Origin of the sequence: Nocardioides sp. SR21 (genome assembly GCF_022761125.1) — a bacterium.
GTDB lineage: Bacteria > Actinomycetota > Actinomycetes > Propionibacteriales > Nocardioidaceae > Nocardioides.
This window is the reverse complement of record NZ_JAKWJR010000004.1, coordinates 250871-274502: the sequence shown is the minus strand read 5'-3', so window position 1 is coordinate 274502 and position 23632 is coordinate 250871. Positions and strand designations below refer to the sequence as shown.

Below are 23632 nucleotides of genomic sequence, written 5' to 3'. Positions count from 1 at the left end.
TCTAGACCGTCCTGCCGAGGACCGCGCCGACGAGCAGGGCGGCGACGACCGCACCCTGGAGCAGCACCCAGCGGCGTACCTGCGCGCTCCTCGCGCGCCCGGTGCTGCACCAGGCCGCGAAGTGCTCGCAGTTGTTGCGCACCAGGCTGTAGTCCGTGGAGCCGAGCCGCGACTCGGCGTTGCGGACCGCGTCCTCGGCGCTCAGCCGGCCGGCATAGGTCCGCACCCGCACCCGCGAGCCCGCGGCGAACTCCTCGAGGGAGGTCCGGGCCACGCGCAGCTTGCGACTCTCCCGGATGTGGTGGATGACCGAGCCGTCGCCACAGTCGATCCCGTGGTGGCTGTACCGGAGTCCCCGACGTACGACGAGGTGGTCGCCGCTGGCCATGCACCCCTCCGTCGTCGTGACATGCAGAAGGCCCCTCACCTGAGTGAGGGGCCTTCTGGTTCTTGTAGCGGGGGCAGGATTTGAACCTGCGACCTCTGGGTTATGAGCCCAGCGAGCTACCGAGCTGCTCCACCCCGCGTCGGTGAGACCAACCCTACCGGGCGGGGTCGGCCGGTCCAAATCCGGGGGTCAGGATTCCGGACTGGCCGACTCCGAGGGCGAGGCCGTGTCACTCGGGTCCTGGTTCTCCGGCAGCTGGCCGGAGAGCTCGACGGCGCGGTTGACGAGGGCCTTGCCCTCCTCCATCAGCGTCGCCCACTCGACCGTGTCGCCCTCGCGCTGGGCCTCGTCGGCCGCGTTGAACTTCGCCTGGGCGTCGATCAGCAGGTCGCGGATCTGGTCCGGGATCGGGGCCTCCGTCCCCGGCTCCTCGGTCCCCGGCTCCTCGGTGCCCGGCTCCTCGGTGCCCGGCTCCTCGGTGACGTCGCTCGCGCCGAGGGCATCGCCGAGGGCCTCGAACAACGTCGAGCCGATGCCGACGTTGCCGCCGTACGACACGAGGACGTACTGCAGGATCGGGTACCCGCCGGTGGTGCCGGCCCGCGCCGCGTAGATCGGCTCGATGTAGATCAGGCCGTCGTCGACCGGGATCGTCAGCAGGTTGCCGTACAGCGGCGGGTTGCCGCCGGTCTGGAACGGCAGCAGCGCCGCCCGGACGTCGGGGTCACCCGCGAACTCGTTCGCGATCAGGCCCGGGCCCTGCGCGGGTGTGTCGGTGTCCGCGAGCTGCAGGACGTTGATCTTGCCGTAGTTCTCCTCGTCGGTCGCGTCGGAGGAGACCGACACGAACGCCGCGAGGTTGTTCTTGGAGTACGGCACGAAGTTCGACGTCAGCGACCACACGTCGTCGACCTCGGCGCCGGTGCTGCTCCCCTGGTTCACGAACATCCGGTACGGCGGCTGCAGGTGGTCGCGGGAGTTCGGGTCCTCCGGGACCTGCCAGCGGTTGTTGCCGTTGTAGAAGTCGACCGGGTCGGTGACGTGGTAGCGCGCGTACTGGTAGCGCTGCACCTTGAACATGTCCTCGGGGTAGCGCAGGTGCGCCATCAGGTCGTCGGAGATCTCCGACTTCGGCTGCACGGTGCCGGGGAACGCGCTGCTCCAGGCCTTGAGGATCGGGTCCTCCTCGTCCCACTCGTAGAGCGTGACGGTGCCGTCGTAGGCGTCCACGGTCGCCTTGACCGCGTTGCGCATGTAGTTGACCTCGTCGGTCGGCAGCGTCGCCAGACCGGTGTCGGCCTGGAGCGAGTCGTCGGTCATGTCGTCGAACGACTCCTTCTCGGCGCTCGGGAAGCGGTCGGTGGTCGTGTAGCCGTCGAGGATCCAGACGATCTTGCCGTCCACGATCGCGGGGTACGGGTCGTCGTCGATGGTCAGCCAGGGCGCCATCTTCTCGACCCGCTCGCGCGGGTTGCGGTTGTAGATGACCTCGCTGTTGGAGTTCACGCGCTCGGACAGCAGGAAGTTCGGCTCACCGAACTTCACGGCGTACATCAGCTTGTTGAAGAAGCTCCCGACCGGGACGCCACCGTCGCCGTCGTACGTCGTGAACGTCTCCGCCTCGCTGTCGGCGGTCTCGCTGTCGGCGTCGGTCTCCCCCTCGGTCGCGGTGTCGTCGCCGGCGGGCTCGGTCGTCCGCAGGTCGAGCTCGACGTCCTTGCCGCCGGACTCCTTGCCGACGACGGAGTAGTCCGGGCTCTGCTCACCGAAGTAGACCTGGGTCTGGTACGGCCCGGTGCCGAGCTCGGTCAGCGAGTCCTGGTCGGCGCTCTGCAGCCCCTGGGCCCACTGGGTGTCGGTCTGCTCGGGGCCGTCGTTCGCGGGGCGCTGGTTGGCGTACGCCGCGATGATGCCGTTGCCGTGGGTGTAGACGGTGTGCAGGTTCGACCAGTTCTTGTTGCCGTCGCTGATGTCGTCCTGGTTGAGCTCGCGCACGCCGAGGACCAGCGCCCGGTCGGTGCCGTCGATCTCGTAGCGGTCGACGTCGAGCACGTCAGCCACCGAGTAGTACGCGAGGACCTGCTGGTTCTGCTCGAACGTCTGCCGCACCAGCTGCGGGTCGACCAGCGGCACGGACTTCGTCTCCGCCACCAGGGAGGTGAGCTCGTCGTTCGAGGCGACGGCGCGTTTGGTGTACTGCTGCACCTCGACGTCCTCGATGTCGTACGCCATCCGGGTCGCGTCGATGTTCGCGGCGATGTACTGCTGCTCCTTGTCCGCCTCCGACGGCTTGACCTGGAACTGCTGCACGATGCCCGGCCAGATCAGGCCGAGCAGGATCGCTGACACCGCGAGCAGGGCGAGGCCGACCGACGGCAGCAGCCAGGTGCGGCGCCAGACGTTGATGAAGAAGAGGATCGCGCAGACCACCGAGATGCCGAGCAGGATGTTCTTGGCCGGCAGCACGGCGTTGTGGTCGGTGTAGCCCATGCCGGTGAACAGCGGTCCGCCCTGGGTGACCAGGTCGAAACGGTCCAGCCAGTAGTCGACCGCCTTGGCGAGCACGAAGAGGCCGAGCAGCACCGACAGCTGCACCTGGGCCGCACCGGAGAGCCGGTCGCGGGCGGTCTGCAGCCGGATGCCGCCGTACAGGTAGTGCACGAGCGCCGACGCGAGCAGCGCGACGACGAGCACCGCCATCGTGAAGTCGATGAGGAAGTGGAACCAGGGCAGGTCGAAGACGTAGAAGCCGATGTCCTTGTCGAACCACTCGTCCTCCGTGCCGAACGGCACGCCGTTGCGCCACAGCAGGTACGAGCGCCACTGACCGATCGCGGAGCTGCCGGCGAACGCGCCGAGGACCAGCGAGATGCCGACCAGCAGCCAGGTCCGGATCGGCGAGATCGCCTCGCGGTAGCGGTCCAGGCCGTTCTGCTCGGGCGAGTTCGGCCGGAAGAACGGGCGGAACCGGTAGGCCAGGTAGATGTTCACGCCCACGACGGCGGCCATCACGGCGCCGAAGACGACGAACAGCAGGGTCTTGGTCCACACCAGGGTGCTGAACACCTCGGAGTAGCCGCCGTCCTTGTACCAGAGGCGGTCGGTGTAGAGGCCGGCGAACGTGCTGAGGAAGAGGAACGCGATCACCAGCACGACCGCGGTGATGATCAGCGCGCGGGAACGCCGCGACCCGGACCGGGGCGGGGGCTGGTTCTCCCGCGACTCCTGGTCGAAGAGCTCGCTCATGCTTGGTTCTCCCTTTCGTGCCCGGCAGCGCCGGGCTCCTCCAACGTCGCGCGCAGCAGCTGCAGCAGTGCCGGCACGAGGTCACCCCCACCCACGACGGACTGGTCGTCGTCGTGCGCTCGCAAACGTAGGGCACAGTAGGTAGCGCCGGCGCGGGTCGCGCCCGCGACGATGCGGACCTCCTGGCGCTCCGGGTGCTCGCGAGCGAACTCCTCGGCGGCCGCCTGGTCGTCCGGGATGTGCGCGTCGGCGTCCGGCGGCAGCACCAGCCGCTCCACCACGGCAGCGCAGCCGGCGACCTCCTCGGGCCACACGATCGACTCGAGCACGACCTCGAGCGGCTGGTCCGGGGCGAGCTGGTCCTGCTCGACCGGGGTCAGCGACCCCTGCGCCGAGGAGGCGTCCAGGCCCATCGCGGCGGCGAGGGCGGGCTCGCGGCGTACCAGCGCCGCGGTGTCGACCAGCGCGTAGAGACGCGCCGGCTGGTCCCAGCCCCCGGCTGCGGTGTGGCTCTCGATCTCGAGGACCGCGGCGGCGAGCGCCGGGTCCACGTCGAGGCTGTCGTCGAACTCGGTCACGCGGGGTCCCCTCGGAATCGTGGGCTGGAGGAGCGCAGCGGGGGAACTGCGCGATTGCGTGGGGTGATCATGCGTCGCCCTTCTCGCAGCTCGGGAGCTCGGCATCGGGGTCCTCGACCCACGCCTCGACGGACTCGCGCGCACTGTGCATGGTGGGCGCCCGGACCAGGCGCATGTCGTCGTTCGGCGCGAGCACGGCCTGGTCGCAGTTGTCCGGCGGCACGAGGAACAGCTTCGCCCCGGCGTCGCGGGCGCCCACGACCTTCTGCTGGATGCCGCCGATCGGGCCGACGGTGCCGGTGGCGTCGAGGGTGCCGGTGCCGGCGACGACCTGGCCGCCGGTGAGCGAGCCGGGCGTGAGCGTGTCGTAGATGCCGAGGGAGAACATCAGCCCCGCGCTCGGGCCGCCGATGCCCTCGTCGATGTTGATCGTGACGTCGACCGGGAGGTCGGGCGTCACGACGGTGCCGAGCTGGATCCCGACCTGGGGCCGGCCGTCGGCGACCTCGGGCGTGACCTCGACCTCGATGCGCTGGTCGTCGCGGAGCACCAGGAACGCGACCGGCTCGCCCTCGGGGGCCGCCGCCACCGCGTCGGCGACGGCCTGGGTGTCGTCGACCTCCTGGTCGTCGACCTCGAGGATCACGTCGCCGTCCTCGAGCTTCCCGTCGGCCGGCGCCTTCGGCACGACGCCGACGACCGCGGGGTGCGTGACGTCGTACCCGAGCTCCTCGAGCGCGGCCGCGGTGGCGGCGTCCTGCGAGGACGTCATCTCCGCGGCGCCCTCCTCGCGGTTCTGCTCGACGGTCTCGTCCTCGCGGTAGACCGCGTCGTACGGGTAGACGGCGTCCTCGTCACTGACCCAGTCGTACATCAGCTCGAAGAGGTTGTTCGAGCCCTTCGGGAGGGGCTGCGATACGTACACGGTCGTCATCCGCAGCTGGCCGTCGTCGCGGAAGGTCTCGTGCCCCGAGACCTCGATGATCTCGTCGCCCTGGTCGTTCGTGCCGAGCACGTCGACGGTCAGCCCGGGCTCGTAGGTGACGTACGGGAGCGGGTGCAGCGCGGCGGCCAGCCACAACCCGATGAGCAACGGGACGGCCAGCACTCCGGCCACGGTCCGCTGCGTCATGGCGCCAAGCCTCTCAAACCCGCCCAACCCGGCGCAGGCGGGTCAGGAAGCGCGACGCGACGGGCGTACAGCGATGCCGGTGGAGCGGTCGGGGTCGGGCCGCTTCACAGCGTAGCCGGGCGCCGGGCGCCGACGCCGCGGGTTCGGCTCGAGCGCGGTGGCGATCCGGCGCACGGCGACGTCGCGCTCGACCTCGCCGCGGCCCTCTCGCCCCAGCCAGCCGACCCAGAGCATCGCCAGCAGCGTGACGACGACGGACGGCACCAGCCAGAGCAGGATCTCCACGTGCTCAGGCTAGGCGCGCACGCGCCCGCCGCCGGGGAGGCTCGCGCACCGGTGGTCGAGCAGCGAGCGCCAGCGAGGTCCCCGCACCACTGCCTGCCACGGCTTCCCGCGTCTCCTACGGCGTGCCCACCCACTCCTCGGAGCCGTCGGCGAAGCGCTGGTGCTTCCAGATCGGCACCTCGGCCTTGAGGGTGTCGATCAGCGCGCGCGACGCGTCGAACGCCTCCCCGCGGTGCGCGGTGGTGGTCGCGACGATCACCGCGATGTCGCCGATCGCCAGCGTGCCCACCCGGTGGACGGCGGCGATGCCGTGGACGTCGTACGTCGACGCCACCTGCTCGCAGATCTCGCGCATCTTCTCCAGCGCCGTCGGGTGGGCGCTGTAGTCGAGGCCGTGGACGCCCTTGCCGCCGTCGTGGTCGCGCACCCGGCCCACGAACAGGGTCAGGCCGCCCGAGGCGTCGTCGTCGAGCGCGGCGACGACCTCACTGACGTCGAGCGGGGTCTCCCGGAGGTCCACGAGGCGTACGGCGGAGGTCACACGCCAACCCTAGGCCCGCGGCGTACCGTTGGTGCCATGAGTGACAAGCCGGGCGAGACGCCCGACGAGGGCAAGAACCCGTTCAAGGGCACGCCGTTCGAGCAGATCTTCGGCGCCTTCGCCAACGGACCGGCGGGCGCCGCCCCGGGCCTCCCCGACCTCAACCAGCTCTTCAGCCAGCTCCAGTTCCTCATGCAGCCGCACGACGGCCCGGTGAACTGGGAGTTCGTGCTCGACACCGCACGCAAGGTCGTCGCCCAGTCCCCCGACCCGTCGCCGTCGCAGAAGCAGAAGGACGCCGTCGCCGACGCGGTCCGGCTCGCCGACCACTGGCTCGACACGACCACCGAGTTCCCGTCCGGCGTCACCTCGACCGCGGCCTGGAGCCGCGCCGAGTGGGTCGTCGGGACCACCGACGTGTGGAAGGTGCTCGTGGAGCCGATCGCGGAGTCGTCGGTGCAGGCGCTCGGCGGCGCGCTGCCCGAGGAGGCGTCGATGGCCGGGCCGCTGCTCGGCATCCTCGGCAAGGCGGTCGGCGGGATGCTCGCCTCGCAGGTCGGCTCCGGCCTGGGCGGGCTCGCCTCGGAGGTGCTCAGCGTCTCCGACATCGGCCTGCCCCTCGCCGCGCCCGGCCAGGCCGCGATCGTGACCACGAACGTCACCGAGTTCGCGGCCGGTCTCGACGTGACCGAGGACGACGTGCTCCTCTACCTCGCGCTGCGCGAGGCCGCCCACCAGCGCCTCTTCTCCCACGTCCCGTGGCTGCGCCAGCACCTGATCGACGCGGTCGCCGAGTACGCCCGCGGCATCGAGGTCAACGCCCAGGGCCTGCAGGCGAAGATCGAGGAGCAGATGCAGGGCATCGACCCCACCAACCCGGAGTCGATGCAGGCGCTGCTGGACGGCGGCCTGTTCGACCTGCCGCGATCGGCCTCGCAGGACGCCGCTCTGCAGCGGCTCGAGGTCACCCTCGCGCTCGTCGAGGGCTGGGTGGACGAGGTCGTCGGCCAGGCCACCGTCGAGCGGATGCCGTCGGCGGCCAAGCTGCAGGAGGCGTTCCGGCGCCGCCGCGCGGCCGGCGGCCCGGCCGAGCAGACGTTCGCCACGCTCGTCGGCCTCGAGCTGCGCCCGCGCCGGCTGCGCGACGCCTCCACGCTGTGGGGCTCGCTGCGCACCCGCCAGGGCACGGAGGGACGCGACGGCGTGTGGATGCACCCGCACCTGCTGCCGACCGCGGAGGACCTCGACGACCCGCTGGGGTTCCGCGAGGACGCGACGGCCCCGCCGGAGCTGGCCGACGAGGACTTCGACGCGGAGCTGAAGAAGCTCCTCGACGGGGAGTGAGTCTCCACGCCGACGCGCTGGCGCTCCTCGAGGGCTGGCGCGCGCCGCACGACGGGCAGGAGCGGCTCCGCGAGCGGTACGTCGCCCACCTGCGCGCGCACCCCGACGGGATGACCCGTGGCTGCCGGCCCGACCACGTCACCGCGAGCACGGTGGTGCTGAACGGCGACGGCAGCGCGGTGCTGCTGACGCTGCACGCCAAGGCGCGGCGGTGGTTCCAGTTCGGCGGGCACTGCGAGCCCGGTGACACCACGCTCGCCGGAGCGGCGCTGCGCGAGGCGACCGAGGAGTCCGGCCTGGCCGGGCTGGTGCTCGACCCGGAGCCGGTCCAGCTCAGCGAGCACGCCGTACCGTTCTGTGGCCCGTCCGAGGGCGGCGCCGGCGACGTGCACCACCTCGACGTGCGGTTCGTCGCCGTCGCACCGGCCGGCGCCGAGCACGCGGTCAGCGAGGAGTCGCTGGACGTGCGCTGGTGGCCGGTCGACGCGCTGCCCGAGCCCGAGCCGGACCTCGTCGAGGCGATCGCGCTGGCGCGCGTGCGTCAGTCGTGCTCGACCGGCGGCGGATCGAGCTTGGCCGCGGCGGACCAGCCGATCAGGTAGCCCTTGGCCCGCTCGGACTGCGGGTAGCGGTCCACCCACGCCCAGAACTTCGCGTCGTGCCCGGGCTCGAGCAGGTGCGCGAGCTCGTGGATGAGCACGTAGTCGACCACCCAGCCGGGCATGCCCTGCAGCCGCGACGAGAGCCGGATGGTCCGGTCCCCCGGCGTGCAGGAGCCCCACCGCGACCGCTGGTTGTCGACCCAGCGCACCGACTCCGGCATCGCCAGCCCGCCGAGGTACTTGTCGCTCAGCTCGGTGGCCCGGCGGTGCAGGTCGGTGTCGCTGGGCTTGCGCCGCCGCTCGGACCGTTCGAGGCGGGCGAGCATCGTCTCGACCCACTCCGCCTCCTCCTTGCGCGACAAGGAGGCGGGGATCATCACCACGACGCGGTCGCCGTCGCGGTAGGCCGAGACGGTACGCCGGCGCCGCTTCGAGCGCCGTACCTCCACCTGCGGCTGGGTCATGTCAGCACGCTACTTCTTCGCCCACGACAACAGGCGCTCTCGCGGCCAGGTGTTGACGATGCGTTCGGCGGGGATCCCGGCCTCCTCGGCGCGCTCGCAGCCGTACACCTGGAAGTCGAGCTGACCGGGCGCGTGTGCGTCGCTGTCGATCGAGAACACGCAGCCCAGGTCGAGCGCGAGCGCGATCAGGTCGGTGGGCGGGTCGCGGCGCTCGGGGCGCGAGTTGATCTCGACGGCCACGTCGTTGTCGGCGCACGCCCGGAAGACCGCCTTCGCGTCGAACCGTGACGGGGGCCGGGTGCCGCGGTTGCCCATCACCATCCGGCCGGTGCAGTGGCCGAGCACGTTGGTGAACGGGTTCTGCACCGCGGCGATCATCCGCTTGGTCATGTCGGGGGCGTCCATCTTGAGCTTCGAGTGCACGCTCGCGACCCGGACGTCGAGCCGGGCGAGCAGCGCGTCCTCCTGGTCGAGCCCGCCGTCGTCGAGGATGTCGACCTCGATGCCCTTGAGGAGCGTGAAGTTCCCTGACAGGTGGTCGTTGACGGCGTCGACGACACCGAGCTGGCGGGTGAGCCGCTCCGGGCTCAGCCCGTGCGCGACGGTCAGCCGAGGCGAGTGGTCGGTGAGCACGAGGTACTCGTGGCCGAGCTCCATCGCCGTGAACGCCATCTCCTCGATCGGCGAGCCGCCGTCGGACCAGTCCGAGTGGGAGTGCAGGTCGCCGCGCAGAGCGGCACGCAGCTCGGCGCCGCCCGCGGTCAGCGGGCCGCCGTGCTCGTGCTCCAGCTCGGCCAGCCGGGCCGGCATCTCACCGCGCACGGCCGCGGCGATCACCTTCGCCGAGCTGGCGCCGACCCCCGGAAGGTCGGTGAGGGTGCCGTCCTCGACCGCCGCCGCCACCTGCTCGGACGGCAGCGGGAGGATCGACGCGGCCGCGCCGCGGAACGCCTTCACCTTGTAGGTGTCCTCGCGGCCGCGCTCCAGCAGGAACGCGATCCGGCGCAGCGCCGCGACTGGACCACCCTCGTAGCGGGGCTCCGACACGCCGATGACCTCCCGAACTCGTTCCGGGTTTCTTTTCTCCACACCCGGTGGAGAGCCATTGTTGCTGGTCAGGGGCGGGTACGTCGTCCCGGACCGCGGCTCGTCCACAGCCTGATCCCGCACCGGACCGGGTTCCTCCACCGGTCCGCGGCGTCCTCCACAAGGTTGTCCACAGAGTTATCCACAGGCTGTGACTGCGTGGCGTTGACCAGTGCCCGTCCCCGCTCCTAGGTTTGCGCGCAGACGAGGCCCCTGGCCCGCCGAAGGACACTCGCAAGGGGAAGGCAAGTGTCCGGCTGGCAGACCGGGGGCCTCTCTTTCGTTCTCAGGCCTCGCGCTCGAGCACGAAGTAGTAGTGCCGGCCCTGGTGGCGCACGCCCTTGCCGTTCATCACCCCGAGCAGGATGGTGGGCGGGCTGTCGGCGTCGACGGCCTTGAAGTGGTCGACGACCGGCTGGCCGTCGTAGACCATCGACGCGGTGACCTCGTCGCGGAACTCGATGTCCCAGAGGGACGCGAGCCCGCGGCCGAGCTCCTCGTTGGAGAACAGCGCGCCGTCCTCGCCGCGGCAGATCAGTGGGTGCGCGACCTTCACCGACTCGAAGCGCTTGCCGTGCCAGCCGGACGCGGCGAGCATCCCGTGCACCGGGTGGTCGGTGTCGAAGTCCGAGCCGGCCCAGGAGCCCAGGATGTCGGCCGCGCGCACGGGCGTGCAGTCCGCCCAGAGCGCGTCGAGGTCCTCGGCGGGCACGTTGTCCATCCGGCGCAGCGCCGCGAGGCGGCGGGTCAGCAGCGTGGGCTCCATCAGGCACCTTCCTCCTCACGGGACGGGTAGGCGTAGAGACGGTCGAGCACGTCGGCGTACTTCTGGTGCACGACGCGCCGCTTCAGCTTGAGCGTAGGCGTGAGCTCCTCGGACTCGGCGCTCCACTCGACCGGCAGCAGCTCGAACGCCTTCACCTGCTCGGGCCGCGACAGCCGGGCGTTCGCCTTGTCCACGGCGTCCTGCGCCATGGCGAGGATCGCGGGGTGCTGGGCGAGCTCGGCCAGCGAGCCGGCCTCGATGCCGAGGCGCTGCGCGACGAGCGGCGCGACCTCGCCGTCGAGGGTGAGGACGGCGACGCAGTACGGCCGCGCGTCGCCGAAGACCAGCGCGTGGCCGATGACCGGCGACTCCTTGAGGAGGTTCTCGACGTTGGAGGGCGCGATGTTCTTGCCCGAGGACGTGATGATCATTTCCTTCTTGCGGTCCACGACCCTGAGGAAACCGTCCTCGTCGAGCTCGCCGATGTCACCCGTGTGCACCCAGCCGTCGGCGTCGATGAGCGCCGCGGTCGCGTCCTCCTGCCGGAAGTAGCCGGGCGTGGTGACCGGGCCGCGGGCGAGGATCTCGCCGTCCGGGGCGAGCCGCACCTCGATGCCTGCCAGCGGTCTGCCGACCGTCCCCAGCCGGAACTGCGCCGGCCCGCCCGCGGTGACGGCCGCGGTGGTCTCGGTCATGCCGTACACGTCGTAGATGCGCATCCCGAGGCCCGCGAAGAAGCGCGCCGTCTCGAGCGGCATCGGGGCGGCGGCGGACGTCGCCCACTCGACCCGGTCGAGGCCGAGGAGGGCGCGCATCGGCATCAGGACCTGCGCGTCCGCGGCGGCGAACCGCTCGGCGAGCTCCGCGGACGGCTGGCGGCCGAACTCCTGCGCCTCGACGTACTCGAGCCCGACGGCCATGGCGGCCGCGACCGCGGCCCGCCTGGCCTCGTCCGGCTCGGCGGCCAGTCGGGCACCGAGTCCCATCTGGATCTTCTCCCAGACCCGCGGGACGCCGAAGAACCGCGTCGGGTGCACCTCGGCGAGCGCGCCGACGAGCTGGGACGGGTCGGCGACCAGGTGGGCGTGACCGCCCATGACCTGGGGGATGTACATCCCCAGCAGCCGCTCGGCGATGTGCGCGAGCGGGAGGTAGGAGATCCACACCAGGTCGCCCTCGGGCGCGGCGGTGCGCAGCGAGGAGTGCGCCTCGAACAGCACGTTGCGGTGCGTGAGCACCACGCCCTTGGGGTTCCCGGTGGTGCCCGAGGTGTAGAGGATCGTCACCGGGTCGTCGGGGCGTACGGCGACGACGGTCTCCAGCAGCCGGCTCCGGTCGGCGGCGCGGCCGAGCTCGACCAGCGCGGACCAGGAGACGTACCTGTCCCCTGCCGGCACCGCCGACTCGTCGAGCAGCACCACGGTGTGCACGCTCGCCGACGCGTCCAGCGCCGGCCGCCACCGCGCGAGCTGGTCGGCTCCCTCGAGCACGACGACGGTCGGCTCGGAGTGGCCGGCGACGTACGCCACCTGCTCGGGCGAGAGCGTCGCGTAGATCGACATCGGCGTCGCGCCCGCGTGCACGGCGGCCATGTCGACCACGACGTGCTCGATCCGGCTCGATGCCATGATCGCGAGCGTGTCGCCGCGGCCGACCCCGCGCTCGAGCAGCGCGGCCGCCACGTCGTGCACGAGCCCGTCGTACTCCCGCCAGCTGACGGTGCGCCAGCCGGTCCCGTCGATGCCGACCTTGTCGGAGTACGCCGGCCCGTCGCCACGCTCGGCGACCACCCGCGCCAGCGTGATGGGCAGCGTGAGTCCGTCGATCCGGTGCTCGATCTCGGCGCGCTCGGTCAGGACGTCGGTCATGGCTCTCTCCTTGATCTTCGGGGCTCAGTAGCTGCGCGGCAGACCCAGCATCTGGGTGCCGATGTGGGCGAGGACGAGCTCCTCGGAGACCGGGATGTTCTTCCCGATCCGGCTGTCACGGAACAGCCGCTCGACGGGGTACTCCTTGGAGTACGCCATCCCGCCGAACGTCTGGAACGCGCGGTCGGCCGCCTCCCAGGCGACCTGTGCGGCGGTCAGCTTCGCGACGCTGGTCTCGTTGCCGCACGGGCGGCCCTGGTCGAACAGCCAGGCCGCCTTGTAGGTCATCAGCCGGGCGAGCTCGACCTTCGCCTTGAGCTGCGCGAGCGGGAACGCGATGCCCTGGTTGGCGCCGATCGGCCGGCCGAACACCTCCCGCTCGGTCGCGTAGTCGACCGCCAGTCGCAGCGCGGCCTCGGCGCCGCCGACCCCACCAGCGGCGGCGAGGATCCGCTCGGGGTTGAGCACGTCCCACAGCACGGCGAAGCCCTCGTCGACCTCACCCACGACGTTCGACAGCGGGACGCGCACGTCGTCGAGGAACACCTGGCTCGAGGTGACGATGTTGCCGCCCAGCTTGGGGATCGGCGTGTAGCTCAGCGTCCCGGCCGCGAGGGCGGCCGGTACGTCGACCAGCGCGATCGTGAAGCCCGCGGTCCGCGAGCCGAGCCGCTCCTTGGCCTCGGCCGCCTGCGTGGACCGGGCGATCACGAGCATCCACGCGGCGTTCTCGACACCGGAGATCCAGACCTTCTGACCGCGCAGCACCAGCTCGTCGCCGTCGACGCGCGCGGTCGTGGCGATCTCGATCGCGTTGGAGCCGGCGTCCGGCTCCGTGAGCGCCATGCAGAACTGGGTCTCGCCGGTCGCGACGCCCGGAAGGATCCGGCGCCGCTGCTCCTCGGTGCCGTGCCGGGCCAGGGTCATCGCGCCGAATCCGGGCGTGAGGATGTAGAGGAACGTGCCCGCGGTGCCGCCGGACGCGGCAAGGGTCTCGCACGCGACGGCCAGCTCGAGCATGCCGGCTCCCCCGCCGCTGTACTCCTCCGGGACGCAGAGCCCGACCCAGCCGCCGTCGGCCAGGTCGCGCCAGGCCTCCGCGGGGAACCGGTGCTCGTCCTCGCAGCGCGACCAGTACGCGTGGTCGTACTTCGCTGCGACGGCGGCGACCCCCTCACGCACCGCGAGTGCGGTGTCGGGCAGGTCGAAGTCCATCAGTCGTTCCTCTCGTCGGCGCCGAAGTAGGCGCGGTGCACGGCGTCGCGGTCGGCGAGCAGCTCGGCGGCGGACGCCTCCAGCGCGGTGCGCCCGTGGTGCAGCACCACGCCGCGGTCGGAGACCCCGAGGGCCAGGTCGACGTGCTGCTCGACGAGGAGCACGCCGACGCCGAGGTCGTCGGCCAGGCCACGGACGACCGGCAGCAGCTCCTTGACCGCGACCGGGGCGAGCCCGAGGCTCAGCTCGTCGACGAGCAGCACCTTCGGCCGGCAGAGCAGGGCCTTCGCGAGCGCGAGCATCTGCTGCTCGCCGCCCGACAGCAGCCCGACCCGCCGGTCGACCAGCGGTGCCAGTCGGGGCAGGCGCTCCAGCGCGGAGTCCCACCGCGGACCACCGCGGCGTGCGGCGAGCCGCAGGTTGTCGCGCACCGAGAGCCCGGAGAAGATCGCTCGCGTGTCCGGCACGAGGACGACGCCGTGGCGCGTGGTCCGGTCGACGCGGCGGTCGACGACGCGCCCGAGCGCGCGCACCTCGCCGGCGCGCGGCCGGATCAGGCCGATCGCGGTCTTGAGGGTGGTGGTCTTGCCCGCACCGTTGGGGCCGAGCAGCGCGACCACCTCGCCCGCGGCGACGGTGAGGTCGAGGTCTCGGACCGCCGCCGCGGATCCGTAGCCGGCGGTCACGCCGCGCATCTCCAGCACGGTCACGGTGCCACCTCCGCGCCGAGGTAGGCCGCCACGACCGCCGGGTCGTGGCGCACCTCGTCCGGGGTGCCGCAGGCGATGACCTGGCCGAAGTCCAGCACGTAGATGAGGTCGCACGTGCCGAGCACGAGGTTCATGTCGTGGTCGATGAGCAGGACCCCCGAGCCGCGGCCGGCCATCCGCCGGACCTCCTCGCCGAACGCCAGGCTCTCGTGGGTGTCGAGCCCGGCGGCGGGCTCGTCGAGCAGCAGCACGTGGCTCTCGCCGGCGAGGGCGCGGGCGACACCGACGAGCTTCTGCCGGCCCAGGCTGAGCGCGTCCGGGCGGCGGGCGGCCTCGTCGGTCAGCTCGAGGTCGTCGAGCACCGGATCCCGCGGCGACCGGTCGGCCCGGCGCCGGAACACGTCCGCGGCCAGGCCGCGCAGCCCACCTCCCTGGGCGACCACCGCGAGGTTCTCCGCGACGCTGAGGTCGTCGAAGAGCTCGCCGGCCTGCCAGGTGCGGGCCAGTCCGGCCCGGCGGCGCCGGTGCGCGGGCAGCCGGTCGATGCGCCGGCCGGCGAGCCAGACCTCACCGGTGGAGCGGGCGAACCCGGTGACGGCGTCGACGTACGTCGTCTTGCCGGCGCCGTTGGGTCCGATCAGCCCGACCACCTGGCCGCGGTGGACCTCGAGGTCGACCGCGTCGTTGGCGGTGACCCCGCCGTAGCGGACCGTGAGGCCGCGGGTGCGGAGGACGGGTTCAGGCTGCGAGGACATGCTGCTGCCTCCTGCTGCGGGCGTGGGTGATCGCGGCGCGGACGCTGCCGGTGATGCCGACCGGGTTGAGGACCGCGGTGACGACGAGGGCGAGCGCGGCGATGAGGTTGTAGTACTCCCCCAGCCCCAGGCTCGACTCGAGGAACGTCTCGGCGACGCCGAGCGGGGCCAGCAGCCCGGCCAGCAGCGCGCCGGTGAGGCTGGTGATGCCGGCGACGTACACCGTGCAGAGCAGCGCCAGCCCGACGAGGATGCTGAACGACTCGACCGAGAGCTGGCCGCGGCTGTAGCCGATCAGGCAGCCGCCGACTCCGGCCAGGAACGCGGAGATGCCGAAGCCGAGCAGCTTGGTCGCGGCGACGTTGATGCCGGCCGCCGCGGCGGCGCGCTCGTTGGAGCGTACGGCGAGGAACGCGCGGCCGGTGCGGCCGCTCAACAGCCGCGCGGTCAGCCAGGTCAACGCGCCGACCACGACGACCACCATGAACGCGAACCGGATCGTCGTGAGGTTCGTGCCCTCGCGCACGCCGAGGTCGAGACCGCCGAGCGTCGGGTCCGCGATGAGGTTCCCTTCGTACGGCGTGAGCGCGGGGTTGCCGAACACGAAGTTCTGGATCGCGAGCGCGCCGGCGAGCGTCACCACCGCGAGGTGGGCGCCGCGGATCCGCAGCGCGGGGATGCCGACCACGACGCCGAGGACCGTCGCGCCCAGCGCCGGCACCAGGAGCGAGAGCGGGAACGGGATCCCCCACTCCGTCGTCACGCGCGAGAGGAGGAAGCCGCCGGTGCCGGCGAACGCCATCGCGGCCAGCGAGATCTGGCCGAGGTAGCCGGTCAGCACCACCAGCGAGAGCGCGATCAGCGCCATGATCACCGAGGTGACGACGCCGAAGCGCCAGCTGCCCTCGGTCAGCAGGATCGCGGCGAGTACGCCGGCCAGGGTCAGGAGGGCCGGGAGGGCGCGCATCGTGGGTGGGTGCACCGCGGGCATCCGGCCGCTCACGACACCGCCGCGCTCGGGCAGGCTCTTGCCGTTGACGAACAGCGCGACCACGACGACCAGGAACGGCACCGTGTCTCCGAAGCCGGCCTGCGCCCACACCGGCCAGAAGTCGTACGTGCTCAGCAGCAGGAGCACGGACTGGAACGAGCCGATCGCCAGGCCGGCGGCGCACGCGACGAGCACGGACCGCAGCCGGGCGACCAGCGCCGCGGCCAGGCCGGGCAGGACGTAGAACGTGTACGCCAACGGGTCGAGCCCGATGGAGGGCGACCCCACGACGGCGATCAGGCCGGTCGCCGCTCCGGTGACCAGCCAGACGACGGCGGCCAGCCGGTCCGGCGAGTAGCCGGTGAGCAGCACGGCGACCTCGTCCTCGGCGCTGGCCCGGGTCGCCGTACCCCAGCGGGTGAAGCGCAGGTAGCCGGCCAGCAGCAGCGCGACGCCGACCGCGAGGCCGAGCATCACCAGGTTCGCCACCGCGACCTCGGCACCGAGGATCGTCACCGACGAGTCGGCCAGGATCGGGCGGGCCACCGTGGTGGTGACGTCGAAGCGCAGCGGCACGAGGCTCGCGACCAGCAGCATCACGCCGACGGACGCGGCCACCTGGGACAGTGCGGGCGCTGCCCGCAACGGCCGGAGCACCAGCAGGTGCAGGAGCAGCGCGAGCACGGTCGAGCTGATGACGCCGAGAGCCACCGTGACCGGGATCGTGGCCGGCCCGTCGGTGAGCTGGAGCTCACCGACGGGCAGGACCAGGGTGCCGGTCGTGCCGAGCTCGGCGGCGACCCAGACTCCCCACAGGGCGACCGAGCCCTGCGCGAAGTTGAGGACGCCGGTCGCACTGTGGATCGCGACCAGGGACGAGCCGATCACGGCATACACGGCTCCCACCGTGAAGCCGAGACTGACGAACAGGACCAGCTGATCCACGTCAGGTCGCGCCGGGGATCTGGGCCAGGATCTCGGGCACCGGCGTCAGGAAGCCGTCACCCGCGGGCTTGATGGTGCCGTCCTCCTGGACGTCGAAGAGCAGCATCTCCGTCGTGCAGTTGGGCGACGTCTTGCTGCCGCACGTGATGTCCGGGCCGAGGAAGCTCGGGAAGCTCTCGAGCCCCTTGAGCGTCGACAGCACGGTCGCGCCGGTGAGGTCACCCTCGACACCCTCGAGCGCGTTCGCGAACGTCACGAACTGGGCGAACTCGGCGTACGCGTAGAAGCCGCCGGTGCCGCCGTCGACACCCTCGATCGCCTGCTGGGCGATCTCGAGGTCGGCCTTGACGTCGTCCGGCGCGTAGTCCATCGCGTCCGGGAGCCAGGTCGACGAGTAGAGCGCGCCGCCGGCCGCGTCCGCGGGGGCCGCCTCGATGTAGTCGGTGCAGGCCGCGGTGAAGATCGTGCCGTCGTACTGCTGCTGGCGCAGCGCCTGGACCAGCGCGGTGCAGGCCGCCTCGTTCGGCGAGGCCATCAGGCCGCCGACGTCGGGGTCGTCCTTGGCGATCGTCGCCGCGAGCGCGGTGAAGTTCGGGTTGGTCGGCGAGAAGTAGACACCGGACGCGTCCATCTCGAGGGCGCCGGCGAGCGCGGGCAGCAGGGTGTCGATGGTCTGGTGCGACGACGGGGTGTCGACCAGCGCCAGCACGACCGAGTCCTTGCCGGCCTGTTTGAAGGCCTGCATGGCGCCGACGAGGAACGACGCCTGCGGGGCCGCGAAGTACACGCGGTCCTCGGCCGCCGAGCCGGTCACGGAGTCGAACGGGATCATGCCGACCAGCGGGATCTTCGCCGAGCTCAGCACCGGCAGGGTGGCGCTCGACGAGAGGTTGAAGCCGTCCATCACCGCGACGACACCCTCCTCGACGAACGTGTTCGCGCACGAGGTGGCCGACTCCGGCGTCGTGTCGGTGTCGCAGGAGACGAGCTCCAGCGGACGGCCGCCGATGCCGCCCTGTCCGTTGACGTAGTCGACCGCGGCGGTGGCGCCGGTGTCGGCGCCGGGCTGCGGGACGGGGCCGCCCGAGGGGTTGAGGAAGCCGACCTTGACCGGCGTACCGGTCAGCTCGGCGGCCGCCGTCGTCGACGGAGCCGCCGCGTCGGTCTCGTCGTCGCTGCCGCTGCCGCCGCCGCTGTCCGACGCACAGCCGGCGAGGGCGAGCGCCACCGCCGACGACACGACGACGGAGCGCCACAGGGAGTGCCTGGTTCGCATGGATACCTCTCTTCGATGGGCGCCCGAGCGCAGTGGTGGGTGGATCAGAGCCGCGCGGCGAGGCGCGACGCGTTCATGTGGGCGATCGCCTCGATGGAGACCATCGGGTTCACGCCCGAGGCGGTCGGGAAGCTGGAGGCGTCGGCGACGACCACGTTCGGGTCGTCCCACGTGACGCCGTCGGGGTCGGTCGCGCTGGTCGCGGCGTCGCCGCCCATCCGCGCCGAGCCCATGAGGTGCAGGGCCGCCATCGCGCACCGGCCCGGGCCGTACCCGGCGCGGTCGCAGCGCTCGATGAACCCCTCGACACCGCCGTCCCGGTCGCGGGTCCAGGTGACGCCGGCCTGGTGGCCGGAGAACAGGCTGCGCGCGCCGGCGGCCTCGAGGATCCGGGCGGCGCCGGCGACGCCGGCCCGCAACCGCCGCTCGTCGCGGTCCGACAGGCGGTAGCTGACGACCGGCTCGCCGTCCTTGCCGACCCGCACCTCCCCCGAGTCCTGGTCGCGCGTGATCACGCCGACGCTGCTGAGGTTGGCCAGCCGCAGCATCCGCTCGCGATGCGTGGCCGCGCCGCGCCAGGACATGAACGCGACGGCCAGGGCCGGGTTCGCGGCCGCGGTCTCGTAGACGACGCCGTACCCGGAGCCGTCGAGGTCGGCGTGCTCGCGCGAGTACCGGCTCTGCATCGCCCCCTCCCACGGGACGACCTGCTCGTCGAAGTCCGCCCACACGGCCGTGGCCGGGTGCAGGCGCAGGTGCTTGCCGATGTTGGCGTTGCCGAGCCCGGAGCGGCGTAGCAGGGCCGGGGTCTGGATGCTGCCGCCGGCGACCACCACGGCTCGGGCTCGCACGCGGACCGGGTGCCCGTCCGCCGTCCGGCCCTCGACGCCGTCTGCCGTCCCGCCGCTGCGCGTGATCGTGCGTACGTCGACACCGGTGACCAGCCGCGCGCCGCTGCGCTCGGCGTCCTCGAGCCAGGTCTTGGTGACCGACTGCTTCGCGCCGATCCGGCAGCCCAGTCCGCACCGGCCGCACTCGGCACCGGTGTCGCAGCCGACCACGTTGCGGTCGAGCGAGTCGACGTGCCAGCCGAGCTTCTCGAGCCCGGCCTCCATGATCCTGTCGCGCGAGGAGATCTGGCTGTGGTCGCCGTTGACGCGCAGCCGGTCCCACACCGCGTCGAGCGAGCGGTCGAACTCCTCGGTCGCGAACTGCGGCACTCCGAGGCCCGCCCACTCCGACCGCACGTCGTCGGGCGTGCGGAAGCAGGTCGAGTAGTTCACGACCGTGCCGCCGCCGAGGCACTGGGCGGTGAGCAGGCTGAGCTGGCCCTCGACCGTGGCCGACGGACCGGGGGCGTAGAGCCGGGACATGCCGCTGAGCTCGCCGCCGTCGAAGTCGCGGTCGTCGTAGTAGAGGCCCTTCTCGAGCACGACGACCGCGTGGCCGGCCGCGGCGAGCACCGCGGCCGCCGTACCGCCGCCGGCCCCGGAGCCGACGACGACCACGTCGCAGTCGAGCTCGAGCGGACCGCTCGGCGTGACCGGCTGGAGCGCCGGTGCGGGCGCGGTCGCGAGCGGGCCGAGGGGTCCCGGGTAGCCGATGGCGTCCCACAGCGGGGAGCGGGCCGTGGGTCCAGGCGTCATGTAGTACGCCAGGGTCGCGGCGCCCTTGAGCGCCTGGAACAGCGCCCGCTTCTGGGAGATCCGGGAGTCCGAGAGCCCGATCAGCGCCGCCTCGCGCTGGTCCTGGTCGAGCCGCGAGAAGCGGCGCGGGCCGAAGCCGAGCAGCAGGCCGAGCGTCCGCGAGTCCCAGGCCGAGAGGAGCCGGGCGAGCTGCTCGAACTCCGCGGCGCGGGGGTTGTGGGCGGCCAGACCCTCCACGACCGCGACGGCACCGAGGGCGCTCGCGGACGGGATCCGGTCGCCGTCCCCCGGGGCGAACGTGTCGCAGATCAGGGCCAGGTTGGCCCGCTGCTTCTCGGTCAGCTCCATGCGCTCCCTCTCCCGGTTCCCGCCGGCCTGCCGACGTGACGTGCGGCACAGCATGCCCGGGTCGCGAACGGATTTGCAAGGATTTTGTTAATCGAGATTCACAGATAAGTTAACGCCCATCCACACGTTCGAGACTGGGAGAGGCTGGCCCCGTGGCAGGTGCGCAACGCGTCGCCGTGCGGCCGCGCAACCGCAAGCAGCTGATCCTGGCTGCCGCCGGCGACGCCTTCGCTGCGCGCGGGTACCACAACGTCGGCATGGAGGACATCGCCGCCGCCGTGGGGGTCTCGGGCCCGGCGCTGTACCGCCACTTCCCCAGCAAGTACGCGATGTTCGCGACCTGCGCGACCTCGCTCAGCGGCACGCTCCTCGAGGAGTGGGCGACCGCTCCCCTGGGCGCCGACCTCGCGGATCCCGAGGTCGCGATGGCCCACCTGCACGACGTCTTCGCCACCCTCACCCGCGTCACCGCGAGGCAGCGCAGCGCCGGCGGCATCTACCGCTGGGAGGGCCGCTACCTCGAGCCGGGCGACCGCGAGGAGGTGCGCCTCCAGTTCGAGGAGATGATCGCGCGGGTCGCGGCCGACGTGCGCACCGTGTGCCCTGACGACCCGTCCGCGGACATCGACCTGCTGAGCTCCGGAGCGCTGAGCGTCGTCGCCAGCATCACCGCGCACCGGACCTCGCTCCCGATCACGCGCCTCACGCGGCTGGTCGCGGACGCCGCCACCCGGGTGGTGGGCACCGAGCTGCCGCCCGCGTCCCCCGGCGCGGCCGCTCCGGCACCCGTCGCGTCACCGGGGCGCGTCCCCCGGCGTACCGCCGTGCTGGACTCGGCGGTCCACCAGTTCTACGCGGAGGGCTTCGCCGAGGTCACGATCGAGGCGATCGCCGCCGAGGCCGGCCTGACGACCTCGGGCTTCTACCGGCACTTCCGCAGCAAGGCCGAGGTGCTGCTGGAGGCGTGCCTGGTCGCCTCCCAGGACCTGAACACCGCGGTCGAGGCGGCCGGCATCCGCGGCGCGAAGCCGGCGATCGCGCTCGACCGGCTCGCGCGGGCGTACGTCGCCCACTCGTTCTCCCACAAGGAGCAGATGTCGGTCTACTACGCCAACGTCACGACGCTCCCTGCTGCCGACCAGGCCCGGCTGCGCGCGCTGCAGCGCGAGCACGTAGCGCTGTGGGTGACGCTGCTGCGCGGGGCGCGGCCCGACCTCGGGCTGCCCGAGGCGCGGTTCCTGGCGCTGGCCGCGATCTCCACGGTCACCGACCTGGGACGGCGGCTGCACTGGCGTGACGACGACAGCACCCGGGCACGGGTGCACGCGATCATCAGCCGGGTTCTCAGCGCCCCGTGAAGACCGCCGCCCGCTTCTCCTGCGCGGCCCGGATGCCCTCCTGCAGGTCAGCGGTCGCGAGGGTGATCGGTTGCGCCATCGCCTCCCACTGGATCGCGGCCTCGAAGTCCTCGTGCCCGCCGTCCATCAGCGCGAGCTTGGTGAGCTTGCTGGGGATCGGCGCGGTCGCGGCGATGCCGGCCGCGGTCGCGAGCACGTCGTCGAGGAACGTCTCGCGGGCGTGCACCTGCGAGACCAGGCCGAGCCGCAGCGCCTCGTCGGCGTCGACCACGCGGCCGGTCAGCAGCAGGTCGCGCGCGTGCGCGGGCCCGACCACGTTCGGCAGCAGGTGGGTCGCGGCCATGCCCGGGTGCATGCCGAGCTTCACGAACGGCACGCCCAGCTTGGCGCCGGAGGCGGCGTACCGCAGGTCGCACGCGAGTGCGAGGCACAGACCCGCGCCGATCGCGGCACCGTTGACGGCGGCGATCGTCGGCACCTCGAGCCGGCGGATCGACAGCCACGCGCGGTAGAACGCGATCATCCGCGTGCGCAGGTGGTCGACCGACGCGTCCGGCTCGCTGGCGATCCACGACGTGTTGCCGCCCGAGCAGAACGCGGAGCCCGCACCGGTGACGACCACGGCTCGCACCGAGCGGTCCGCGGCCAGCTCGTCGATCGCCGCGACCCACGAGGAGGTCATCTCGTCGGACATCGCGTTGCGCTGGTCAGGGTTGTCGAGCGTCAGCAGCGCGACGCCCTCGGAGGGGCGCTCGAGACGCAGGTGGGACCGGGTAGTCATGGGGTCAAGGTACTGAACGCCGATCCGGCGCGCCGTGACCCGATTCACCGCTCACGGTGCGCCTGACGCACGCTCAGGCGTGCGTGTCGTAGGGTCGAGGCGGTTCGACGGCACCCGCCGTCGTACTCCGACGGGTCTTCCCCTTTTCCCCGTCGCGACGACCGATGAAAATGATTAGGCAAGGAGGCCGTCATGGCGGAGACCTGGAGCGGCGAGTTCTACTGCGTGAAGTGCAAGGAGAAGCGCGAGGCGGAGGGCGAGGTCAAGGTCAACGACAAGGGCACCCGGATGGCCAAGGCCGTCTGCCCCGTCTGCGGCACGAACCTCAACCGCATCCTCGGCAAGGCCTGACGCACATCCGCGTATCGCCGAACTGAGCTAGTACAACGGCGCTCATCCGGTCCGACGGACCGGGTGGGCGCCGTTTGTCATGGGCAGCTCTGACCGAGCCTGCGAGGGACGAGCCTCAGCCCCTGAGGTCGAGACATCTCGAAACCCATCTGTGGACAGGCTGATCGGTCCCCGACTCACCGGGTAGACGGCTCTCATGAGCCATCCCCGACTGCGACCCGGCCTGCACGTCGTGCGCCGCGACGACGACCACCTCCAGGTCGGCGTCGACCCGCCGTGGCGCCTGGTCCTCCCCGACCGGCCGGACGTACGCCGCCTCCTCGACGACCTGGTCTCCGGGCGGCCGCCGGTCCCGGACTCACCGCAGGCGCACCGTGCGCTGGCCGATCTCGGCCGGGCCGGCCTGCTGGTGGAGAGTCCCGCTCCCCGCGGGGCGGCCCGGGTCGCGGTCGAGGGCGGCAGCGCGGTGGCCACCGAGGCGGCGAGGATCCTGCGCGCCGCCGGCTGCGACCTGGTGCCCGCCGAGGACGCCGAGGTGGCGCTGGCGCTGGCCGACGGCGAGCCCGTCCGCGCCGACGTGGACGCCCACGTGCGCGACGGCCGGGCGCACCTCGTGGTGGCAGCATCGGCGTACGGGTTCACGATCGGGCCGTTCGTGGTGCCCGGGTGGACCGCCTGCCTGCGCTGCGTCGATGCCCACCTCGGCCAGCACGACCCGCGCCGGGCCGTGGTCGTCGAGCAGGTCGGTGGCCTGGCGGTCGAGTCGCACGACCCGGGGCTGACCGCGCTGGTCGCGGCCTGGGCGGTGCGCGACGTGCTCACCCATGCCGAGGGCGGCCGGCCGTCGACGTGGTCCGCGACGGTCGCGGTCGGTGCGGACCTGGCGCCGCGTACCCACGCGTGGCTGCGGCACCCCCACTGCGGCTGCTCGTGGGCCGACGGGGTCGCGGTCTAGG

The 23632-nt window shown here is 72.2% G+C and carries 22 protein-coding genes and 1 tRNA gene; 5 read left to right on the top strand and 18 right to left on the bottom strand.

What is annotated here, in order from left to right; all coding sequences use genetic code 11:
* Position 1: 1 nt before the first annotated feature.
* From MJ604_RS09655 to MJ604_RS09625, 7 genes are all read right to left on the bottom strand, one after another.
* Positions 2-388 (bottom strand): lecithin retinol acyltransferase family protein, encoded by a 387-nt coding sequence (locus MJ604_RS09655; RefSeq protein WP_243058128.1) that lies wholly within the window; start codon positions 386-388, stop codon positions 2-4.
* Between the two features lie 65 nt (positions 389-453).
* Positions 454-527 (bottom strand) — tRNA-Met (locus tag MJ604_RS09650).
* Positions 528-577: 50 nt separating this feature from the next.
* Positions 578-3634, bottom strand: a complete 3057-nt coding sequence (locus tag MJ604_RS09645) for a UPF0182 family protein (RefSeq protein ID WP_243058127.1) — start codon at positions 3632-3634, stop codon at positions 578-580.
* Complete coding sequence (locus MJ604_RS09640) at positions 3631-4212, bottom strand: PPA1309 family protein (RefSeq protein ID WP_243058126.1); 582 nt, start codon at positions 4210-4212, stop codon at positions 3631-3633. Before MJ604_RS09640 ends, MJ604_RS09645 begins: the two co-directional genes overlap by 4 nt.
* A 67-nt stretch (positions 4213-4279) precedes the next feature.
* On the bottom strand, positions 4280-5344 hold the full coding sequence (locus MJ604_RS09635) for a PDZ domain-containing protein (protein WP_243058125.1): 1065 nt from the start codon (positions 5342-5344) through the stop codon (positions 4280-4282).
* A 42-nt stretch (positions 5345-5386) separates the two neighbouring features.
* On the bottom strand, positions 5387-5629 hold the full coding sequence (locus MJ604_RS09630; RefSeq protein ID WP_243058124.1) for a hypothetical protein: 243 nt from the start codon (positions 5627-5629) through the stop codon (positions 5387-5389).
* 115 nt (positions 5630-5744) lie between these two features.
* Positions 5745-6170 (bottom strand): molybdenum cofactor biosynthesis protein MoaE, encoded by a 426-nt coding sequence (locus MJ604_RS09625; RefSeq protein WP_243058123.1) that lies wholly within the window; start codon positions 6168-6170, stop codon positions 5745-5747.
* 36 nt (positions 6171-6206) lie between these two features.
* Between MJ604_RS09625 and MJ604_RS09620 the strand changes: the two genes are divergently transcribed.
* On the top strand, positions 6207-7514 hold the full coding sequence (locus tag MJ604_RS09620) for a zinc-dependent metalloprotease (RefSeq protein ID WP_243058122.1): 1308 nt from the start codon (positions 6207-6209) through the stop codon (positions 7512-7514).
* Entirely contained in the window at positions 7511-8116 is a 606-nt protein-coding gene (locus MJ604_RS09615; RefSeq protein ID WP_243058121.1) for an NUDIX hydrolase, read from the top strand. The genes MJ604_RS09620 and MJ604_RS09615 overlap by 4 nt, the downstream gene beginning before the upstream one ends.
* On the opposite strand, the gene MJ604_RS09610 is transcribed toward MJ604_RS09615, so the two are convergent.
* The 10 genes from MJ604_RS09610 to MJ604_RS09565 form a co-directional block, all read right to left on the bottom strand.
* Positions 8056-8580: a M48 family metallopeptidase gene (locus MJ604_RS09610; RefSeq protein ID WP_243058120.1), complete on the bottom strand. Its 525-nt coding sequence runs from the start codon at positions 8578-8580 to the stop codon at positions 8056-8058. The genes MJ604_RS09615 and MJ604_RS09610 overlap by 61 nt on opposite strands.
* A gap of 9 nt (positions 8581-8589) precedes the next feature.
* Positions 8590-9627: a PHP domain-containing protein gene (locus MJ604_RS09605; protein WP_243058119.1), complete on the bottom strand. Its 1038-nt coding sequence runs from the start codon at positions 9625-9627 to the stop codon at positions 8590-8592.
* Positions 9628-9952: 325 nt separating this feature from the next.
* The gene (locus MJ604_RS09600; RefSeq protein ID WP_243058118.1) at positions 9953-10432 is read right to left on the bottom strand and encodes a DUF4334 domain-containing protein; all 480 of its coding nucleotides are present in this window, start codon (positions 10430-10432) and stop codon (positions 9953-9955) included.
* Entirely contained in the window at positions 10432-12300 is a 1869-nt protein-coding gene (locus MJ604_RS09595; RefSeq protein ID WP_243058117.1) for a long-chain fatty acid--CoA ligase, read from the bottom strand. Before MJ604_RS09595 ends, MJ604_RS09600 begins: the two co-directional genes overlap by 1 nt.
* A 24-nt stretch (positions 12301-12324) precedes the next feature.
* Positions 12325-13515 carry an acyl-CoA dehydrogenase family protein gene (locus MJ604_RS09590; protein WP_243058116.1) on the bottom strand — a complete coding sequence of 397 codons (1191 nt, stop codon included), beginning with the start codon at positions 13513-13515 and terminating at the stop codon, positions 12325-12327.
* Positions 13515-14225, bottom strand: coding sequence for an ABC transporter ATP-binding protein (locus tag MJ604_RS09585; RefSeq protein WP_243058115.1), 711 nt, complete (start codon positions 14223-14225; stop codon positions 13515-13517). Before MJ604_RS09585 ends, MJ604_RS09590 begins: the two co-directional genes overlap by 1 nt.
* Positions 14222-14980 carry an ABC transporter ATP-binding protein gene (locus MJ604_RS09580; RefSeq protein ID WP_243058114.1) on the bottom strand — a complete coding sequence of 253 codons (759 nt, stop codon included), beginning with the start codon at positions 14978-14980 and terminating at the stop codon, positions 14222-14224. The genes MJ604_RS09585 and MJ604_RS09580 overlap by 4 nt, the downstream gene beginning before the upstream one ends.
* Complete coding sequence (locus MJ604_RS09575) at positions 14964-16916, bottom strand: ABC transporter permease (RefSeq protein ID WP_243058113.1); 1953 nt, start codon at positions 16914-16916, stop codon at positions 14964-14966. The genes MJ604_RS09580 and MJ604_RS09575 overlap by 17 nt, the downstream gene beginning before the upstream one ends.
* Position 16917: 1 nt before the next feature.
* A complete protein-coding gene (locus MJ604_RS09570; RefSeq protein WP_243058112.1) occupies positions 16918-18192 on the bottom strand; it encodes an ABC transporter substrate-binding protein in 1275 nt (424 codons plus the stop codon).
* A gap of 44 nt (positions 18193-18236) precedes the next feature.
* Positions 18237-20186, bottom strand: coding sequence for a GMC family oxidoreductase (locus MJ604_RS09565; protein ID WP_243058111.1), 1950 nt, complete (start codon positions 20184-20186; stop codon positions 18237-18239).
* Between the two features lie 152 nt (positions 20187-20338).
* Between MJ604_RS09565 and MJ604_RS09560 the strand changes: the two genes are divergently transcribed.
* Positions 20339-21544 carry a TetR/AcrR family transcriptional regulator gene (locus MJ604_RS09560; protein ID WP_243058110.1) on the top strand — a complete coding sequence of 402 codons (1206 nt, stop codon included), beginning with the start codon at positions 20339-20341 and terminating at the stop codon, positions 21542-21544.
* On the opposite strand, the gene MJ604_RS09555 is transcribed toward MJ604_RS09560, so the two are convergent.
* On the bottom strand, positions 21531-22325 hold the full coding sequence (locus MJ604_RS09555; RefSeq protein ID WP_243058109.1) for an enoyl-CoA hydratase/isomerase family protein: 795 nt from the start codon (positions 22323-22325) through the stop codon (positions 21531-21533). The genes MJ604_RS09560 and MJ604_RS09555 overlap by 14 nt on opposite strands.
* Before the next feature lie 192 nt (positions 22326-22517).
* On the opposite strand from MJ604_RS09555, the gene MJ604_RS09550 reads away from it, so the two are divergent.
* On the top strand, positions 22518-22676 hold the full coding sequence (locus MJ604_RS09550) for a DUF5679 domain-containing protein (RefSeq protein WP_011754982.1): 159 nt from the start codon (positions 22518-22520) through the stop codon (positions 22674-22676).
* A gap of 196 nt (positions 22677-22872) precedes the next feature.
* A complete protein-coding gene (locus MJ604_RS09545) occupies positions 22873-23631 on the top strand; it encodes a hypothetical protein (protein WP_243058108.1) in 759 nt (252 codons plus the stop codon).
* Position 23632: the final 1 nt, after the last annotated feature.

Bases quoted from the DNA above. Each gene is read 5' to 3' on its own strand.
- MJ604_RS09655 (WP_243058128.1), bottom strand. From the start codon at position 388: ATGGCCAGCGGCGACCACCTCGTCGTACGTCGGGGACTCCGGTACAGC.
- MJ604_RS09645 (WP_243058127.1), bottom strand. From the start codon at position 3,634: ATGAGCGAGCTCTTCGACCAGGAGTCGCGGGAGAACCAGCCCCCGCCC.
- MJ604_RS09595 (WP_243058117.1), bottom strand. From the start codon at position 12,300: ATGACCGACGTCCTGACCGAGCGCGCCGAGATCGAGCACCGGATCGAC.
- MJ604_RS09620 (WP_243058122.1), top strand. From the start codon at position 6,207: ATGAGTGACAAGCCGGGCGAGACGCCCGACGAGGGCAAGAACCCGTTC.
- MJ604_RS09555 (WP_243058109.1), bottom strand. From the start codon at position 22,325: ATGACTACCCGGTCCCACCTGCGTCTCGAGCGCCCCTCCGAGGGCGTC.
- MJ604_RS09600 (WP_243058118.1), bottom strand. From the start codon at position 10,432: ATGGAGCCCACGCTGCTGACCCGCCGCCTCGCGGCGCTGCGCCGGATG.
- MJ604_RS09545 (WP_243058108.1), top strand. From the start codon at position 22,873: ATGAGCCATCCCCGACTGCGACCCGGCCTGCACGTCGTGCGCCGCGAC.
- MJ604_RS09550 (WP_011754982.1), top strand. From the start codon at position 22,518: ATGGCGGAGACCTGGAGCGGCGAGTTCTACTGCGTGAAGTGCAAGGAG.
- MJ604_RS09635 (WP_243058125.1), bottom strand. From the start codon at position 5,344: ATGACGCAGCGGACCGTGGCCGGAGTGCTGGCCGTCCCGTTGCTCATC.
- MJ604_RS09565 (WP_243058111.1), bottom strand. From the start codon at position 20,186: ATGGAGCTGACCGAGAAGCAGCGGGCCAACCTGGCCCTGATCTGCGAC.
- MJ604_RS09610 (WP_243058120.1), bottom strand. From the start codon at position 8,580: ATGACCCAGCCGCAGGTGGAGGTACGGCGCTCGAAGCGGCGCCGGCGT.
- MJ604_RS09580 (WP_243058114.1), bottom strand. From the start codon at position 14,980: ATGTCCTCGCAGCCTGAACCCGTCCTCCGCACCCGCGGCCTCACGGTC.
- MJ604_RS09570 (WP_243058112.1), bottom strand. From the start codon at position 18,192: ATGCGAACCAGGCACTCCCTGTGGCGCTCCGTCGTCGTGTCGTCGGCG.
- MJ604_RS09590 (WP_243058116.1), bottom strand. From the start codon at position 13,515: ATGGACTTCGACCTGCCCGACACCGCACTCGCGGTGCGTGAGGGGGTC.